General features: G+C 64.1%; 15 protein-coding genes. All 15 read right to left on the reverse strand.

Going from position 1 to position 15,763, the window contains the following annotated elements; all coding sequences use genetic code 11:
* Positions 1-4: 4 nt before the first annotated feature.
* The 15 genes from nadD to QUW00_RS06480 all read right to left on the reverse strand — a co-directional run bounded on the left by nadD (position 5) and on the right by QUW00_RS06480 (position 15,733).
* Positions 5-691 carry a nicotinate-nucleotide adenylyltransferase gene (nadD, locus tag QUW00_RS06410; protein WP_289613556.1) on the reverse strand — a complete coding sequence of 229 codons (687 nt, stop codon included), beginning with the start codon at positions 689-691 and terminating at the stop codon, positions 5-7.
* On the reverse strand, positions 691-2,052 hold the full coding sequence (obgE, locus tag QUW00_RS06415; RefSeq protein ID WP_289613557.1) for a GTPase ObgE: 1,362 nt from the start codon (positions 2,050-2,052) through the stop codon (positions 691-693). Before obgE ends, nadD begins: the two co-directional genes overlap by 1 nt.
* 119 nt (positions 2,053-2,171) lie before the next feature.
* Positions 2,172-2,429, reverse strand: a complete 258-nt coding sequence (gene rpmA, locus QUW00_RS06420) for a 50S ribosomal protein L27 (RefSeq protein WP_289613558.1) — start codon at positions 2,427-2,429, stop codon at positions 2,172-2,174.
* A 33-nt stretch (positions 2,430-2,462) separates the two neighbouring features.
* Complete coding sequence (gene rplU, locus QUW00_RS06425; RefSeq protein ID WP_289613559.1) at positions 2,463-2,825, reverse strand: 50S ribosomal protein L21; 363 nt, start codon at positions 2,823-2,825, stop codon at positions 2,463-2,465.
* 98 nt (positions 2,826-2,923) lie between these two features.
* Positions 2,924-3,742: a TIGR03936 family radical SAM-associated protein gene (locus QUW00_RS06430; RefSeq protein WP_289613560.1), complete on the reverse strand. Its 819-nt coding sequence runs from the start codon at positions 3,740-3,742 to the stop codon at positions 2,924-2,926.
* The gene (locus QUW00_RS06435; protein WP_289613561.1) at positions 3,739-5,616 is read right to left on the reverse strand and encodes a TIGR03960 family B12-binding radical SAM protein; all 1,878 of its coding nucleotides are present in this window, start codon (positions 5,614-5,616) and stop codon (positions 3,739-3,741) included. Before QUW00_RS06435 ends, QUW00_RS06430 begins: the two co-directional genes overlap by 4 nt.
* A gap of 2 nt (positions 5,617-5,618) precedes the next feature.
* Positions 5,619-6,524, reverse strand: coding sequence for a hypothetical protein (locus QUW00_RS06440; protein ID WP_289613562.1), 906 nt, complete (start codon positions 6,522-6,524; stop codon positions 5,619-5,621).
* Between the two features lie 22 nt (positions 6,525-6,546).
* A complete protein-coding gene (locus QUW00_RS06445) occupies positions 6,547-7,749 on the reverse strand; it encodes an FtsW/RodA/SpoVE family cell cycle protein (RefSeq protein ID WP_289613563.1) in 1,203 nt (400 codons plus the stop codon).
* Between the two features lie 27 nt (positions 7,750-7,776).
* Positions 7,777-9,819, reverse strand: coding sequence for a penicillin-binding protein 2 (gene mrdA / locus QUW00_RS06450; RefSeq protein ID WP_289613564.1), 2,043 nt, complete (start codon positions 9,817-9,819; stop codon positions 7,777-7,779).
* A gap of 9 nt (positions 9,820-9,828) precedes the next feature.
* Entirely contained in the window at positions 9,829-10,374 is a 546-nt protein-coding gene (locus tag QUW00_RS06455) for a rod shape-determining protein MreD (RefSeq protein ID WP_289613565.1), read from the reverse strand.
* A gap of 13 nt (positions 10,375-10,387) precedes the next feature.
* Positions 10,388-11,347, reverse strand: a complete 960-nt coding sequence (gene mreC / locus QUW00_RS06460; RefSeq protein WP_289613566.1) for a rod shape-determining protein MreC — start codon at positions 11,345-11,347, stop codon at positions 10,388-10,390.
* 84 nt (positions 11,348-11,431) lie between these two features.
* Complete coding sequence (locus tag QUW00_RS06465; protein WP_289613676.1) at positions 11,432-12,463, reverse strand: rod shape-determining protein; 1,032 nt, start codon at positions 12,461-12,463, stop codon at positions 11,432-11,434.
* Between the two features lie 126 nt (positions 12,464-12,589).
* A complete protein-coding gene (locus QUW00_RS06470; protein ID WP_289613567.1) occupies positions 12,590-13,993 on the reverse strand; it encodes a tetratricopeptide repeat protein in 1,404 nt (467 codons plus the stop codon).
* The gene (locus tag QUW00_RS06475; protein WP_289613568.1) at positions 13,993-14,535 is read right to left on the reverse strand and encodes a peptidylprolyl isomerase; all 543 of its coding nucleotides are present in this window, start codon (positions 14,533-14,535) and stop codon (positions 13,993-13,995) included. The genes QUW00_RS06470 and QUW00_RS06475 overlap by 1 nt, the downstream gene beginning before the upstream one ends.
* 106 nt (positions 14,536-14,641) lie before the next feature.
* Positions 14,642-15,733 (reverse strand): double zinc ribbon domain-containing protein, encoded by a 1,092-nt coding sequence (locus tag QUW00_RS06480; protein WP_289613569.1) that lies wholly within the window; start codon positions 15,731-15,733, stop codon positions 14,642-14,644.
* Between the last annotated feature and the right edge of the window lie 30 nt (positions 15,734-15,763).

Consider the following 15,763-nt stretch of genomic DNA (forward strand, 5'->3'; position numbering starts at 1 on the left):
CCCATCAGCGAGCCGTCGCGCCGTCAACGCGCTCGACCGCATGAGAGCTGTAAAGGCCATTTTTTCGAATATAGCCGATTACCGACTCGGACGTCAGGTAGCGAACGCTTTTTTTGGCGCTCACGCGCGCGCGGATGTTGGTCGAGCTGATGGCGAGCGCAGGGATCTCGATGTAGCGGACATCAAAGGGAACGCCCGAAGCGGCCACCCGTTGGCGCGCCTGCTCGATGTCGTATCCCGGCCTCGTCGCGGCGATAAACGTCGCGAGCTCCGCCATGGCGGCGGCATCGTGCCAGGTCACGAGATCGAGGATGGCGTCGGCGCCCGTGATGAAGAACAGCTTCACGTTATCGGGATAGTTCGCCCGCAGCGCGCGCAGGGTATCGATGGTGTACGTGACGCCATCGCGGTCGATCTCGAAACGGCTGGCGTCGAACGCCGGATTGGCGGCCGTCGCCAACACCGTCATGGCATAGCGGTCCTCGGCATCGGTCACGCGTTTGTCCTGCTTGAACGCCGGAATACCGGCGGGCATGAACAGGACCAGATCGAGTTCGAGCGCCTCGCGAGCCTGCTCGGCGGTAACGAGATGGCCGTAGTGGATGGGATCGAAGGTTCCGCCCATGATACCCAGGCGATATTCGCGCTGACGGTCGGCTCCCAGTTCGGGAAGGCGCGGCGCAGCGTGCATCAGCGCTCACCCTCGTCTTCAACGTCTTCGTATCCGTATTCCTCGGCGCCCTCATAGGCAAAGGAGTATCCCGCGATACGGACCTCGTCGCCGGCGACGCAGCCGGCCTCCTCGAGCGCGGCATCGACACCGATCTTGCCAAGGGCACGCTGGAAGTAGATGACCGCCTCCTCGTTTTCCCAATCGGTCTTGACACACATGCGCTCGATTCCGCGACCGATGACGCGCCAGACCCTACCGCCCTCGGGGACGATGGTGAAGGCGCGATCGCGCTCGCGACGGCGGCGCTCCCACTGCTCGTCGAACATCTCATGCGACTCATCGCTGTCGGCGAGCTCCTGGCGCAGTTCCGCCACGCGTTTGCCGCACGCGAGCATAAGCGTCTGCATGCCGGCGCCGGTGAGAGCGGAAACAGCGAAGAACTCATGGCCGTCGGCAAGGGCGGCCGCCTTGAGCTCGGCCACGCGATCGGTCACGCCGCTCGCGTCGCATTTGTTGGCGACGACGATCTGCGGGCGCGAGGCGAGCTCGGACGCATATGCCTCGAGCTCGTTGTTGATGATGCGGTAGTCCTCCACCGGGTCACGGCCCTCGAAGCCGCCGGTGATATCGACGACGTGCAGGATGAGCGCCGTGCGCTCGATATGACGAAGGAACTGATGGCCCAGACCCTTGCCCGCACTCGCCCCCTCGATAAGGCCGGGAACGTCAGCGACCACGTAGGAGTAATCCCCCGCCCTCACCATGCCAAGGTTGGGCACAAGCGTGGTGAAGGGATAGTCGGCGATCTTGGGACGGGCGGCGCTCATGCGCGCGATCAGCGAGGATTTCCCGACGCTCGGCATGCCGACGAGGGCGGCGTCGGCCATGAGCTTCATCTCGAGCTCGATCCAATGCTCCTCGGCTGGCTCACCCTTCTCGGCAAATGCGGGAGCTCGACGCGTGGGCGTGACGAAGTGCGTGTTGCCGCGCCCTCCGGTGCCGCCGGGCGCCACGATGACGCGCTCGCCGTCGTGCGTGAGGTCGGCGATCTCGTAGGCGACCTCTTGCGTCTCGGGGTCGAGCTCGCGGACGACGGTGCCCATGGGGACCTTCAGGACGAGATCCTCGCCGGATTTGCCGTCACGGCGAGAACCCTGACCATGGGTGCCGCGCTCCGCACGGAAATGATGCTTGAAGCGGTAGTCGATCAGCGAGGACAGCTGGGCCGACGCCTGGATGATGACGTTGCCTCCGCGGCCGCCGTCGCCGCCGTCGGGCCCGCCTTTGGGAACATAGGCCTCTCGACGGAACGACATGCATCCCGCGCCGCCGTCGCCACCTTTGACGTTGATGCGGCAGATATCGGTAAACTGGGACATCGTGCTCCTTGATCGTGTGCGGTCGGTATCAGCTATTGTAGCCCTGCGTCCGCGTACCAAAAAGAGACCCTTGGATGCATCCAAGGGTCTCCGTTGATGCGAGGTATGAAGAGCGTCGCTTAGGCCTCGGCAGCCGGACGGACGTTCACGCGGTGCTTGAGGCCGCGCGTGTACTCGACGGTGCCGTCGACCAGAGCGAACAGAGTGTCATCCTTGCCGCGACCGACGTTGGCGCCGGGGTGAATGTGGGTGCCGCGCTGGCGAACGAGGATGGTGCCGGAGGTCACGGTCTGGCCGGCAAAGCGCTTGCAGCCGAGACGCTGACCGCGGGAGTCGCGGCCGTTACGGGAGGAGCCGAGACCTTTTTTGTGTGCCATGGTGTTTCCTTCTTTCTACAGTTCTCGGTGCGGTTACTCAGCCGCAGGAGCCTCGGCCTCGGCCGTGGTCTTCTTGGTGGCGCGAGAGGTCGCCTGAACCTTGGTGATCTTCAGGCGGGTGAGCTGCTGACGATGGCCCTGGAGGCGACGATAGCGCTTGCGCTTGTGGAACTTGAAGACAAGCTGCTTCTTGCCCTTGAACTGCTCGACGATCTCAGCAGTGACCTTAGCCTTCGCAAGCTTGGCAGGATCCGTGATGATCTTCTTGCCGTCGTTCAGGAAGATGACGGGAAGCTCGACCTTGTCGCCGACTTCGCCCTCGATCTTCTCGACGTTCAGAACATCATCGGTGGCGACCTTGTACTGCTTGCCGCCGGTTGTAACGATTGCGTACATTGTTTTGCCCTTCATGCATCAGTTAGTGCAACAGCCGAATATCCTATCAGGTGGTTTTGCGTGCGTCAACAGAGCGAATTGGCATTCGCCCTGCTAATTCACAAGGACGGCACAGACGAGACAGATTTGGGAGCAGCAGGCGTCTCGTCGGTACGCAGCGGACTCAAGAGGGATCCGTCAGCATCCTCCGCGTACTGGGCAGTCCGACATACAGAATAGCGCTTGAAGGCCGAAAGGTCTTGGATTCCCGTGGAAACGATAGGACCTTCACGAACGGGGCCGTCCTCAAGCGCGCGATCGAGCGCGGCGACGAGGATTTCGGGACGAAGCGACCCTTCGTTGCTGATGCGCGTGTCAAGCAGAAGCGTGCAGCAATCGGCCCCCGTCTGCTCGACCGATGCGCTCACGAGCAGGCGCGCCACATCGAGCACCTTGTCCTTCTTGCCGCGGACATACGCAATGGTCCCGTCGGTAACCAGCCCCTCGAGCGCGCGGCGGATCGCGGAGGCGTCGATGGGGGCATCGCTGCGGAAGAACAGGTCGATGCGGTAGGACACGCGGGTGATGGCAGCGGTCAGCGCCGGCGCGCGCACATCCAGATAGCAGACGGCATAGGGCGCGAGGTCCTCGGGAGCGCAGGCGCGAAGGCGCGCAAGCGCCCGCTCGGGCTCGATGTACTCGGTCATGAACAGATCGAAATACTCGGCCTCAGAGGATGTCCCGACCGGCAAGGCGGAGGAGAACGCCGCGCGCATATGGGGCGAGAAGCCCTGCGTCACCGCAAACGGCAGGCCCGCGCGCCGCACGATGCGCTCGATGGTGTGCAGCACCTCGAGATGGCCGAGATACGCCAGGCGGCCGCGCTTCACGAACGCGCACCTGAGTCTGAACAGGGCGGTTGCGGAGGTCTCGCTCATCGTCTATCACCCACCAAAACGTTATCGACACCCAAGGTGGGACAGATGCCGCACCCCGTGCAGGACGTGCGCGTGCAATCCGCGGTGGTCTGCGCATTCAGCGCCCGACGGTATTCACGCTCAAAGAAACCGCGCGAGGCGCCGGTGCTGATGTGCTCCCAAGGCAGGCGCTGGACAAGGTCATAGGGCTGCTGCGCGATCGAGCGCAGCTCGAGCCCTGCTGCACATGCCGCCTGCTCCCAGGCGTCAAGCGAGAACTGCTCGGTCCACGCGTCGAAACGCGCGCCGCGCTTCCAAGCGCCCAGCACGATGTCGGCGACATCGCGGCCACCGCGCGAAAGCACCGCCTCGATAAGCGAGGTGTCCGCATCGTGATAATGGACGCGGACCGCACGGTTCCTGACGGAATGGAGCAGGAGCTGCTGGCGGCGCTTGACCTCGGCGTCGTCGAGCTGCCCGCACCACTGGAACGGAGTGGATGCCTTGGGGATGAACACCGAGCACGAAACGGAGACAGATATGCCGCCGCGCTGAGCGGGCGGAACGACCTCGCGCGCAAGCTCATAGGTGCGATCGGCCAGCTCGGCTATGGCGACGATATCCTCATCGGTCTCCTGCGGCAACCCCATCATGAAGTAGAGCTTCACGCGGCGCCAACCGGCCTCAAAGCCGGCACGGGTGGCGCGCTCGAGGTCCTCTTCGGTGACGTTTTTGTTGATGACATCGCGCAGCCGCTGGCTTCCCGCCTCAGGTGCAAACGTCAGGCCGCCCTTCTTCTCGCCGGCGACGCTCGCCGCCATGTCGATGCCGAACGAGTCAAGGCGCTGCGAAGGAATCGAGATGCGCGTGCCGGTGTCCCCCAGACGTGCGTTCAGGCGGCCGAGGATCTCGCGGCAGCAGGAATGGTCGGTCGTCGAAAGCGACGTGAGCGACACCTCGTCGTAGCCGGTCTTCTCGAGGCCGGCGATGACGGCGGAGACGATCTGGTCGCTTGTGCGCTCGCGGACGGGTCGATAGGTCATGCCCGCCTGGCAGAAACGGCATCCGCGCGCGCAGCCGCGCAGGACCTCGATGGACAAGCGGTCGTGCACGAGCTGAGCGAACGGCACGATCGACTGGGCAACCGGATCGGTAGCTCCGAAGTCGGCCACGATGCGCTTGTAGATCGTCTCGGGCGCATGCGAGCCGGCGCGCGGACGCGCGAACCCGTGCGCGGTGCAGGGCTCGTCGAAGCGCACCTCGTAGAGGCTCGGCACATAGGTGCCGGGGATATCGGCCAAGCGGCGCAAGATCTCGTCGCGCGATGCCCCGGCGTCGCGCAGGCGCTCGTGCTCGCGGCAGAGCTCGACGATGTGCTCCTCCCCTTCCCCGATGAGGAACGCATCGATGAAGGGAGCGAGCGGTTCGGGGTTGTAGACCGAAGGCCCGCCGGCGATGATGAGGGGGTCGTCCTCGCCGCGCTCGGACGACAGCAGCGAGATGCCGGCAAGATCGAGGGTCTCGAGCACATTGGTGGCAGCCATCTCGTGCGGGATATGGATGCCGACGACGTCGAAGGAGGCGACGGGCGCTGCACCCTCAAGCGACAGCAGCGGAACGCCCGCCTCGCGCATGAGGTCGGCCATGTCGACCCACGGCACGTACCCGCGCTCGCAGGAGATGCCTTCCTGGGCATTCAGGGCCGCATAGAGGATCGCGATGCCCTGATTGGGAAGACCGACTTCGTAGACGTCGGGATAGATCAGACACGCACGATAGCGCGCCTCAGAGCTCGAAAGGGTGCCCCACTCATGGTCGATATAGCGGCTCGGCTTCTCGACGCGCGGAAGCAGCGGCTCGAGCTCGGCGAAACGGTTTTCGTATGCAACGCGCACGGCTACGCCCTCCCCGCTTGGGACGACAGGCGATCGGTGAGCGCCGAGGCCGCTTGGCGCACGCGGGAAAACGCGCCGCCCACAAGCTCGTTGGCTCGGGTGTAATCGATGTCGCGCTCATAGGCAAGCACGAGCGCCCGCCCCATGGCGACCGTTCCGCCCGCCGCAATTAACGCCTTGGTGACAAAGGCGAGGCGCGGAGCGCTCTGGACCGCAGCGCGGGCGACGGCGCGCAGGGCAAGACCGGATAGCAGGAGCGCACCGATCTCGTATCCGCGCTCAGGACGGATGGGTTTTCCAAAGGCAGCGGCAAGATCGAGCAGCATGCCGACCTGAGAGACGGCCATGACCGGGTAGTCGGCACCCGGAATGAAGATCAGCGCGCCGGTCGCCATGTTCGTGAGCGCGCAGGACGTGATGATCTGGTTAGCGGCGGCAATGCGCATGAAGGGGAAGTTGGCAGCAAACGCGATCCGCTTCTCGCTGCGGTCGAGAATCCAGCGGGCCAGCGTCTCGAGCAGGTAGGTCCGATCGCTCGAGGCAATCATGCCGAGCATGGGCGTATCCTGCGCGATGAAGGGAACCTCCACGCTCGATTCGCAGAGCACGACCGTCGGGGCGCCAGCAACCACGATGCGCTGCACGGCGCTCTCGAGCTGGCTGGAGCCGCACGAGATGACGATGGCGACGTCGGTATCGGGTTTGATCTCAACCGTATCGGACAGTCGCGCCACGCGAACCAGCGCGGACGTTGTCTGCGGAACGAGGGCCTCCTTGACGGAGTCGATCAGAAATGGGGTGGCGCTATCGTCCACCAGCACCGCGACGCGAACGGGGTCGTCGGCGTCGCGCAGGGTGGACACGCCCATCTTCAAGGCCTCCCCCATCTTCTCAAACGGAATGCGCATGGCCATACCTCCTCTGATATGCTTAGGCGGTCTTGGAACGAAGCCGCCAGATTGATTGAACGATACCGACGTTTGCCATCTGCATGAGCATGGAGCTGGAACCGAAGCTGATAAATGGCAGCGGGATGCCGGTGATGGGCATGAGGCCGATGCACATGCCGACGTTTTCGAGCAGCTGGAACATCCAGATTCCCACTACACCCACGGCGACGAGCTTGAGGTAGAGCGATGAGCTGCGAAACGCGACGCGGATGGCGGAAAAGATCAGCAGGGCGAACAGGGCGAGCAGCACGAGGGCGCCTGCGAAACCGAACTCCTCGCTCAGCAGGGCGAAGACGAAGTCGGTGTGCGCCTCGGGCAGAAAGCCCTCGCCAGCCTGCGTCGCCGCACCGATTCCCTTGCCGAAAAATCCGCCGGATCCCACGGCGATGAGCGACTGCATGAGGTTGTAGCCCGACCCCGAGGTGTCGGCCGTGGGATCGATGAAGACCAGCAGGCGATTGATCTGATACTGCTTGAGCAGCACGTCGTGACCGAGCAGGCGATCCACCACCGAATCGGCGGCGAGCAGCAGGGCGACAAGGCCGATGATGATGGCGATGGTGGAAAGGACCCATTCCTTTTTTGGGCCGCTCATCATGATGATGATCGCACCGGAGAAGAAGACAACCAGACCGCTGCCCAGATCGCCCGCCAGGATGATCGCGCAGAAGGGTATGGCCAGCATGCCACAGATCTTCACGTAGTCCCTGACCGTCTCGATATGGCCGTTGTACTGGGCACCGTATGCCGCCATCACGAACACCGTGATGATCTTGGCGAGCTCGACCGGCTGGAACGTAAGGCCGATGAAGGGAATCTGAATCCAGCCCGTCATGCCCATCGCGTTATAGGAGAGGCCGGGGATATAGGGCGAGAAAATGACAATAACATCCAGGATGAGCAGCGGGGTCGTGATGTTGGAAAGCCCGCGCAGGTCGGTGCGCCAGCACAGCACGCCGAGCACGGCGCCGAGTCCGATGCCGAGCAGATGGCGCGGGAAGGAGGCCTCGGGCATGGTGAGCGAGGCGGACCAGATGACCAGGGCGCCGTACGCGATCAGGAGCACGGCGGCGACGAGCAGCGGGATGTTCACATTGCGCGAGAACGAGCCGCGCGTGGCGCTCACCTGACGGTTTACGCGCTTGAGCGCGTCGCTGGATGCGTCTGTTGCGGTCTGAGGCATGTCGTGAACCCTCCTCTCGCAGGCGAACTACTGGGACTCGCCCATGGTGACCGAAGCGGTGTCGGGCGAATCGTAGATGGAACCGAGAACCGTGCGGACGGCGTACAGGGCCGAGTTGGAGCCGAATCCGCCCTGCTCGATCACGGAGGCGATGACGTATTTGGGGTCGTCGGCAGGCGCGTAGGCGACAAACCAGCCGTAGTCGTCCTGCCCGGATTTCTCGCCGGTTCCGGTCTTGCCCGCCACGGTCACATCCAGATTGGTGAAGTGGGCCGCTTGGCTCGGGGACTCGTCGTAGATGACGCCGATAAGGCCGTTCTTGACGAGCTCCAGATCCGAATCCTTGCGGAACTCGCCGGTCAGTCGCTCGCGCGGCTCGTAGGTCACCGCATCGCCGACCCCATCGCGGCTGAGGGCGGAAAGCAGGATGTGCGGGGTGAACTCCTTTCCGCCGTTCGCGATGCCCGCATAGACGCACGCCATCTGGAGCGGCGTGACGAGGATATCGCCCTGGCCGATGACGATGTTGCACATATCGCCGGGATTCCAGGTTCGATCGGCATCGTCCCAGCTGGAGAAGTACTCGTTTTTCCATGCGGCGTCAGGGACACGGCCGACGCCCTCACCGGGCAGGTCGACGCCGGTTGCCTCTCCAAGGCCCCACCGGCGGAACACCTCCTGGAGGCCCTCGGGGTTCTTCTCGCTGTCGTAGAAGCCCTTGCCGATCTCGTAGAACACGACGTCGCACGACATGGTGAGGCCGTACTGCAGGTTGATGGTGCCGTGTCCGGAGTGGTTGTAGCACCAGCGGCCGTTGCTCTCGCCCATACCGGTCCACCATCCCTCGCAGACGGTCGACTGGGTGTCGGTGAAGATATCGTATTCGAGCGCAGCGAGCGCGGAGAGCGGCTTGATCGTGGAGGCGGACATGTACTCGCCGGCGATCGAGCGGTTGATCATGGGATAGCCGCCGTCCTCGCTGTTGAGCATTGCCCAGTCATCGTTTGATACGCCGCCGATGAAGACGGAGGGGTCGAACGTGGGCGCGCTCGCCATGCCGAGAATATCACCGTTCGTGCAGTCGAGGCACACGCAGGCGCCGCATTTCGCGTTGGTGAAGCCGAACTGGTGAGCGACCTCGAGGGCGCGATCGAGTCCCTCCTCGCAGGCACGCTGGATGTCGATGTCAAGCGTAAGCTTGATATCGCTGCCCGGCTCGGGTGGAATGGCGGCCGTCGCATCCGTGACGTTGCCGGAGGCGTCAACCTGAACGGTTTGCTCGCCGCGAATGCCCTGCAGCAGCGACTCATACTGGATCTCAACGCCCGCCTGGCCGACGATATCGCCGGACTCGTAGTGGATAGCGCCGGCATCGGTGCCGTCTTCCGACTGACCCTCAAGCTGCTCCTGCGTGATGGTGCCGGTATAGCCGAGCACATGGGCGGCGAGGTCACCTTCCGGGTAGACGCGCTCCGTGCGCTCGACGACCTCGACGCCGGCGAAATCGACCGGATGCTCTTGGATGTGGGCGACGGTGGAACGGCGGACATCGGTGGCGATCGTATGCAGGCTCTGAGCACCCTGGTTGTAGTCCTGAATGTTGCGCCGCACGGCGACATAGGGCATGCCGAGCACGTTTGAGAGATGACGGACCACGATGGTGTTGTCGGCCATGTCACGATAGGCGGCGACCGTCAGGCTGGCGCGGTTGGTCACCAGCGGACGGCCGTTGCGGTCGAGGATGCGCCCACGCGGGGCGGGCGTGGTGACGGTGCGCGTCTGATTTTGAACCGCAAGGTCCTCATAGTAGTCAGAGGAGACCATCTGCATGCTCCACAGGCGCGCTATGATGGCGGCAAAGATGGAGCCGGCGCCGATGGCGAGCATGGTGAAGCGGCCCTTGAACGTCACGCCGGGTGTGCTCCCCTCGCCCTCGGTCGCACGGGGGCGGGTGCCGTTCTGCGTATCGAAAGTAAAGCGGCCCCCGTTGGTCCTCAGCACGACGAGCGATGCGATGATGACGAAAACGAGGATGACGCCGGCGATAACGACTACGATCTGAGCGTCCACGTCACCCTCCTACCTGGTCATCTTATAGCGCGATCCGCGTCCCCGGGCGCTGAACGAACGGGTAGGGGCAGATGACGGATTGAACATGAGGAACAGCGCGGACACGATGGCATCGAGCACCGTCGAGGAGATGCCATGGCCCAGCAGCGCCCAAAGCAGGTCGCTTTGCACACCCATGAAGAACAGGCACAATCCGTAGACGAGATTGACGACAAACATGGTGCCCACAACCAAGCGAAGCGAATCAGGGGTCAGGCCGCCGAGCGCGCCGCGCGAGGACCCGGCGAGCAGGAAGCTGGAGACGGTCAGAAGAAGCGACATGAGCCCGATGGGGGCCGCGGAGGTCAAATCGAAAAACAGTCCGCTGAAAAAGCCGATATACACCGCACTCGGGGCATCGCTCGACAGGGAGAGAACGCAGCTCAAGACGAGCATGAAGTTGATGCTTCCGCCCAAGATGCTGATCTGGGGAGAAAGCGCGACCTGGCAGACGGCCGCAACGGCGCACATGATCGCGATCGAGCGCGTCGATCGACCGGTATCGCGAATCTGCATGTCTCCTCCCCTCTTACTCGGCGTCAGAGTCCGCATCGGACCCATCGGATTGTTCCCCATCATCCGCTGACGACTCGTCGGAACCATCGGCATCCGTCGAATCCCCACCGTCGTCGGTGACCTCGGGCGCGTCAGCATCGTTGGCGGCCGCGACATCCTCGTCCGTTGCCAGCTCCTCGGTGGTGAGCGACGTGATGACGAGCACCTCTTCATTGTTCTCGGTCGAGGCCTGCGTGCGCACGACGATGGTGTAGTAGATGTCGTTATCGCTGCGCTCGACAGATGTCACCGTACCGATGGGAAGCCCCTTGGGGAACACGCCTCCCAGACCTGAGGTGATCACGATGTCTCCGACGCGAACGTCATCATCGGTGGAGACGTATTCGAGGCGCAGGGTGCCATCGGGCTGGCCGCGCACCATGCCTTGAGCGCGGGACCGCTGGTCCATCGCGGAAACACCCGAGGTCTCGTCGTTGATGAGCAGCACCGTCGAAGCGTTCGGGGCGATGTCGATGATCTGGCCGATCACACCGTAGGCGTTGCACACGGGCATGCCGAGCTCGAGGCCATCGAGGGAACCCTTATCGATCGTGACGCATTGGGTCCACGCATCGCTGGAACCCCCGATGATGCGCGCGGCGGTCGACTCGAAGTTGTAGGAGGACTGCAGACCGACCAGCTCCTGGAGTCGATCGGCGGTGTTTTTCGCCTCGGAAAGCTCGGCGACCTGCGCAGTGAGACGCGCGTTCTCCTCTTTGAGGTCGGAGAGGGTCTCCTGCGAGGCGGTGAGGTTGGAAACCACGTTGCCGAGGGCGTTGAACGGCGTCGCGACAACGGAGCCGGCGAGCCGCAGCGGGGTCGTGATGGTGGTCACGCCGGAGCGGACGGCATGGATCGGCCCGGACTGCCCCTCACGGATATAGAACGTGAGCAGCAGGATCGAGACGATGCACAAAACAATCAACGGGCGCATTCCCGTTGATTGCCGTTTCGTATTCAGATGTGCTGAGGCGAAGCTTCTCTTTTGCTTGCGTGGCACCGGACGAAACCCTTCCGCCTACGCGTTGCTCTGGACGAAGCCGCCGTCGAACGCGTTGGCCTCAAGGACACGGGCGCAGCCGTTGACGACGTTGTCGAGAGCGGTCGGGCTCACGTTGACGGCGACGCCGGTCTCGTCGCGCAGGCGCACGTCGAGACCGCGGAGCAGCGCTCCGCCGCCGGTCAGAAGGATGCCGTAGTACATGAGGTCGGACGCAAGATCGGGCGGCGTGGCATCGAGCGCTTCCTTGACCGCCTTCGTCATCTCGTCGAGCGGCTTGTTGAGCGCGCGACGGATCTCCTCGCTCTCGATGCGAACGGTCTTGGGCAGGCCCGAGATGACATCGCGGCCGTTGACCTCGACATCAAGCTCGTCTTTCAGCGGGACGGCGGAGCCGACCTTGATCTTGATGTCCTCGGCCGTGCGCTCGCCGATGGCGAGGTTGTAGGCATCGCGCACATGCGACAGGATGGCCTGGTCAAACTCATCGCCGGCGATGCGGATCGACTGCGACACGACGATACCGCCCATGGCGATGACGGCAACCTCGGTCGTACCGCCACCGATGTCGACGACCATCGAGCCGGTGGGCTCTTCCACGGGCAGGTCGGCACCGATGGCTGCGGCCATGGGCTCCTCGATCAGGTAGGCCTGACGGGCGCCGGCAGAGATGGTCGCCTCGAAGACCGCGCGCTTCTCGACGCTCGTGACGCCGGAAGGAACGCAGACCACGACGCGCGGGCGCGGGGTCCACGGATAACGCTTGTCGGAGGCCTTGTCGATGAAGTAGCGAAGCATGGCCTCGGTGACATCGAAGTCAGCGATGACGCCGTCCTTGAGCGGGCGAACGGCGACGATGTTGCCGGGCGTACGGCCGAGCATGCGCTTGGCGTCGATGCCCACGGCGAGGATGCGCTCGTCGTTCTTGTCGATTGCGACGACGGAGGGCTCACGGATGACGATGCCCTTGCCGCGGACGGAAACGAGCGTGTTGGCAGTGCCGAGGTCGATGGCGAGATCGCCCCCGTACTGACCGAAGAACATGTCCATCAAAGAAAACAAAACCGCTCCAAAGGTCTTGTGCCGATACGGTCGAGGTGTCAATCCGTAGCAGTGTACTGCACGAACAGGTCGAATCGCACAGTATGGTGCGATTCGGCAAAGAATACATCGCGCTTAGGCGGCCGGCTCGGCCTCGCCCTCGTCAGCAGCGCTCGTGTCCTGCTCGCCGTCGGAAGGCGTCACGGTCTGATCGTCCGTGGCGCTCGCGTCGGTCTGGGCATCGCTGCCGTCGAGCGGCTCGGAGTCAAGATCGCCGAAATCAGGCGTGAAGGACTCGACAGCCCAGCCGATGTAGTTGGAGCTGCGGACAAAGTGCACGTCATAGGTGAGCGTACCGCCCTGGGAAAGCTCGACGGTGACCGTCGCATCGCACTCGGTCATGCTCGCATCGAGACCGGAGACCTCAGGCGAGGCGTCACCGAGGCCCTCGACCGTGCTCACAATGGTGTTCTTGTCGGCATCGGAGAGGCGCGGGGACAGGTACTGGTCGGCGTCGCCGCCCTCAGCCACAGCGGTAAACAGGCCGCTCAGCGCATCCTGCTGCGACGGGAATCCGAAGCCCCTCGTATAGAGGAAGCCGAGTGCGCCGGCAGCGATCAGCAGCAGCAGGAAGATGACGAGGAAGACCTTGAGGCCGGTGTGGCGGTGCTTGCGGCGAACCTTGGAACGCCGACGGTCCTCCTGGATCATCTCGGACTCGGTGATGGTGAAAAAGCCGGTGTCTGAAGGGTCGGGCATGAAGTTACCGGTCTGGCCCATGGGGTCGAGCGGATCGGCAACGGCTGCGGGGACGGACCCGGTCGCAGCGACCATGGCGTTGGAGGCAGCGAGGGCGTCGCGCGCGGCGGCGAACGCCTGCTCCTGGTCAGCGTCCAGCTGGTAGATGCCGTCGGAGGTGGCACGCGTGAAGGCGTCCACCGCGTCAGCGGAGCGGCCGGCGCTCTGGTACGCGACGCCAAGCGACGCCTCGATGGCGCGCGGATCGTCGTGCGGGCCGACATAGTCGAGGGCGGTGAGATACGACTCGACGGCATCGGCGGGACGGCCGAGCTTGACGAAGCACTCGCCCAGGCTCGCGAGCGCAGAGGCGGGCGCAGGATTCGTCCCGTCGATGGCGGCGGAGCGATAGGCGACGCCGGCCTCGGAAACGTTGCCGAGCTTCAGCTGGGCGTTGGCAAGACCGATATAGGCCTTGTACGGCGTGGCGTAGGAGGAGTCCTGTGTGGCGGCGGTGAAGGAGTTGACCGCGCCCTCGAGGTCGCCGCTCGCGGTCAGGGCCTTGCCCTGATTGGTGAGCAGGGCACCGGCCTTGCCATAGGAGGTGTCGGCGAGGGCGTCGGCATACGCCTGGGCGGCGTCGGCGAACAGGCCGAGCTTCATCAGCGAGTTGCCGCGAAGGTGATCGACCTCGCCGGCGAGCTCGCCGGGCTCCTTCGCGGCGAGGAACATCTGGGCAGCGGCGGAATAGTCGCCGGAACGGTAGGCCGCGCGGGCGCGATCGAAGTACTGTGCGTTCACTATTGCTCCTTATGGACGATCTCTACGTGCTCGATCGTATCGCCGGCGCGAAGCTCGGAGATGACGTCGAGACCCTCGAGGGTTTGGCCGAACACCGTATAGCCCGAATCCAGCCCGTGCTGGGGGCCGAGGCAGAAGTAGAACTGAGAGCCGGCGGAATCGGGATCCATGGAGCGCGCCATGGCGAGCGCGCCGTCCTCATGGCTGTTGTTGGGATTGGTGGCGAACTCACCCTTGATGGCGTAGCCGGGACCGCCGGTGCCGGGACGGCCCTCGGGGCCTGCGACGCCGCGGGCGACATCCTCGCCGGACATGCAGCGCGTGTTGGGGTCGCCGCCCTGGATGACGAATCCGGGGACGTAGCGATGGAACTTCAACCCGTCGTAGAACCCATGGAGGGCAAGTTCGCAGAAATTGGCGACGTGGATGGGAGCGCCTGCCGCGTCGAGCTGAACGCGGATGGTGCCCTTGGACGTCTCGATCACTGCGACCTCATCGCCCACGGGGGCGTATTCGGGCGTGTAGAGCCTCTTCCCAAACATCTTGGACCCCTTTGCGCAGAGAAATTGAACATCCTCGCTATTCTATCAAGAACAACGGGGGTTCACACGTTTGGCATATGGGAGAACGGCTGCATCGCGCCTCGCGCTATCGAGAACGGGGATCCCACTCGTAGAAATGCGCGTCGAAGTTCTCGAGGTCAGAGGAGCCCGCCTCGCGCATGGGCTGCAAGATGTCATCTTGCGCGGCCAGCGTGGACTCCCCTTCCGGAATCGCCAGCGAGACGTCCCACGAGGCGCAGATCTGGTCGACCCTGCCCATGAACCATTCGGCGAGCTGACGCACATGCTCGAGATCCTCAAGATAGGCGCAGTCGGGCTCGCAGACGATGGCGTCGAGGTCGTCGATGGTCTGCTGCACGGCATCGCGAAGCTCGTAAGCGGACTTTGAACGCTCGGTGCGCTCGGTAAGGTCGGGCTCGAGATAGTAGCTGTTGAACGAATCGATGACCTCGCCGATCACCTCATCCGAATCGTAGGCGGCAAGCTGGTCGTAGGCCTCGGTGACGCGCACGTAGACCTCGTCATCGGTCAGAACGCGCCCCTCATCGTCATCGGAGGGTGCCTCGGTCTCAGCGGCGGGGGCGGACACGGACGCGCTGCCGGTCTCGGCGAGCTGGCGGGAAGGGAACGCCTCGCGAGCGGCCGACTTGAACGAATCGTAGAAACCGGGCATGACGCCGAGCGGATCATACACGACGAATGACGCGGCGCCGGCAAGCACGGCGATCGCGACGAGAACGCCGATCAGGCGAGCATGCGAACGCCGAGCGGGATGATAGGGATCCTCGCCGACGGGCTGCGGCGTCACCCCGGCCGCACGCTGGATATCGTCAAGGTTGAGGACGTTGGTGGCGGAAGGGTCGACGGAATCGTCGAGCGTCCTGGCAGCAGACGTCGGTTCGACCTGGGGCGCCTCGGTCTGAATGGCGCTTTTGGTGAGACGCGGGAAGCTCGCGGTCCTGCCCGCCGCAAGATCGGAGGATGCCGATTCGACCGAAAGGATGCCGGGGGCGGGACGTCCGCACTTGGGACAGGTGCGGTCGTGCGCGGACAGGCGGGCGCCGCAGCCGTCGCAAAAGACGAACTCGCTACTGGAAGCAGAGCCCACATACCCGTGGCAATGCGGGCAGAAGGTCTCGGTGTCGTCGATGGTCTTTAGGCAATGCGGGCAGATCACAGGTTCCTCGCTTCGCAGGACGGGTTCAGA

This window comes from Collinsella tanakaei (genome assembly GCF_030373545.1).
GTDB lineage: Bacteria > Actinomycetota > Coriobacteriia > Coriobacteriales > Coriobacteriaceae > Collinsella > Collinsella tanakaei_C.

Excerpts from the sequence above, each read along its gene's own strand:
- QUW00_RS06465 (WP_289613676.1), bottom strand. The coding sequence starts at position 12,463 with ATGGACATGTTCTTCGGTCAGTACGGGGGCGATCTCGCCATCGACCTC.
- QUW00_RS06475 (WP_289613568.1), bottom strand. The coding sequence starts at position 14,535 with ATGTTTGGGAAGAGGCTCTACACGCCCGAATACGCCCCCGTGGGCGAT.
- obgE (WP_289613557.1), bottom strand. The coding sequence starts at position 2,052 with ATGTCCCAGTTTACCGATATCTGCCGCATCAACGTCAAAGGTGGCGAC.
- QUW00_RS06440 (WP_289613562.1), bottom strand. The coding sequence starts at position 6,524 with ATGCGCATTCCGTTTGAGAAGATGGGGGAGGCCTTGAAGATGGGCGTG.
- mreC (WP_289613566.1), bottom strand. The coding sequence starts at position 11,347 with ATGCGCCCGTTGATTGTTTTGTGCATCGTCTCGATCCTGCTGCTCACG.
- nadD (WP_289613556.1), bottom strand. The coding sequence starts at position 691 with ATGCACGCTGCGCCGCGCCTTCCCGAACTGGGAGCCGACCGTCAGCGC.
- QUW00_RS06445 (WP_289613563.1), bottom strand. The coding sequence starts at position 7,749 with ATGCCTCAGACCGCAACAGACGCATCCAGCGACGCGCTCAAGCGCGTA.
- QUW00_RS06455 (WP_289613565.1), bottom strand. The coding sequence starts at position 10,374 with ATGCAGATTCGCGATACCGGTCGATCGACGCGCTCGATCGCGATCATG.
- rpmA (WP_289613558.1), bottom strand. The coding sequence starts at position 2,429 with ATGGCACACAAAAAAGGTCTCGGCTCCTCCCGTAACGGCCGCGACTCC.
- rplU (WP_289613559.1), bottom strand. The coding sequence starts at position 2,825 with ATGTACGCAATCGTTACAACCGGCGGCAAGCAGTACAAGGTCGCCACC.
- QUW00_RS06430 (WP_289613560.1), bottom strand. The coding sequence starts at position 3,742 with ATGAGCGAGACCTCCGCAACCGCCCTGTTCAGACTCAGGTGCGCGTTC.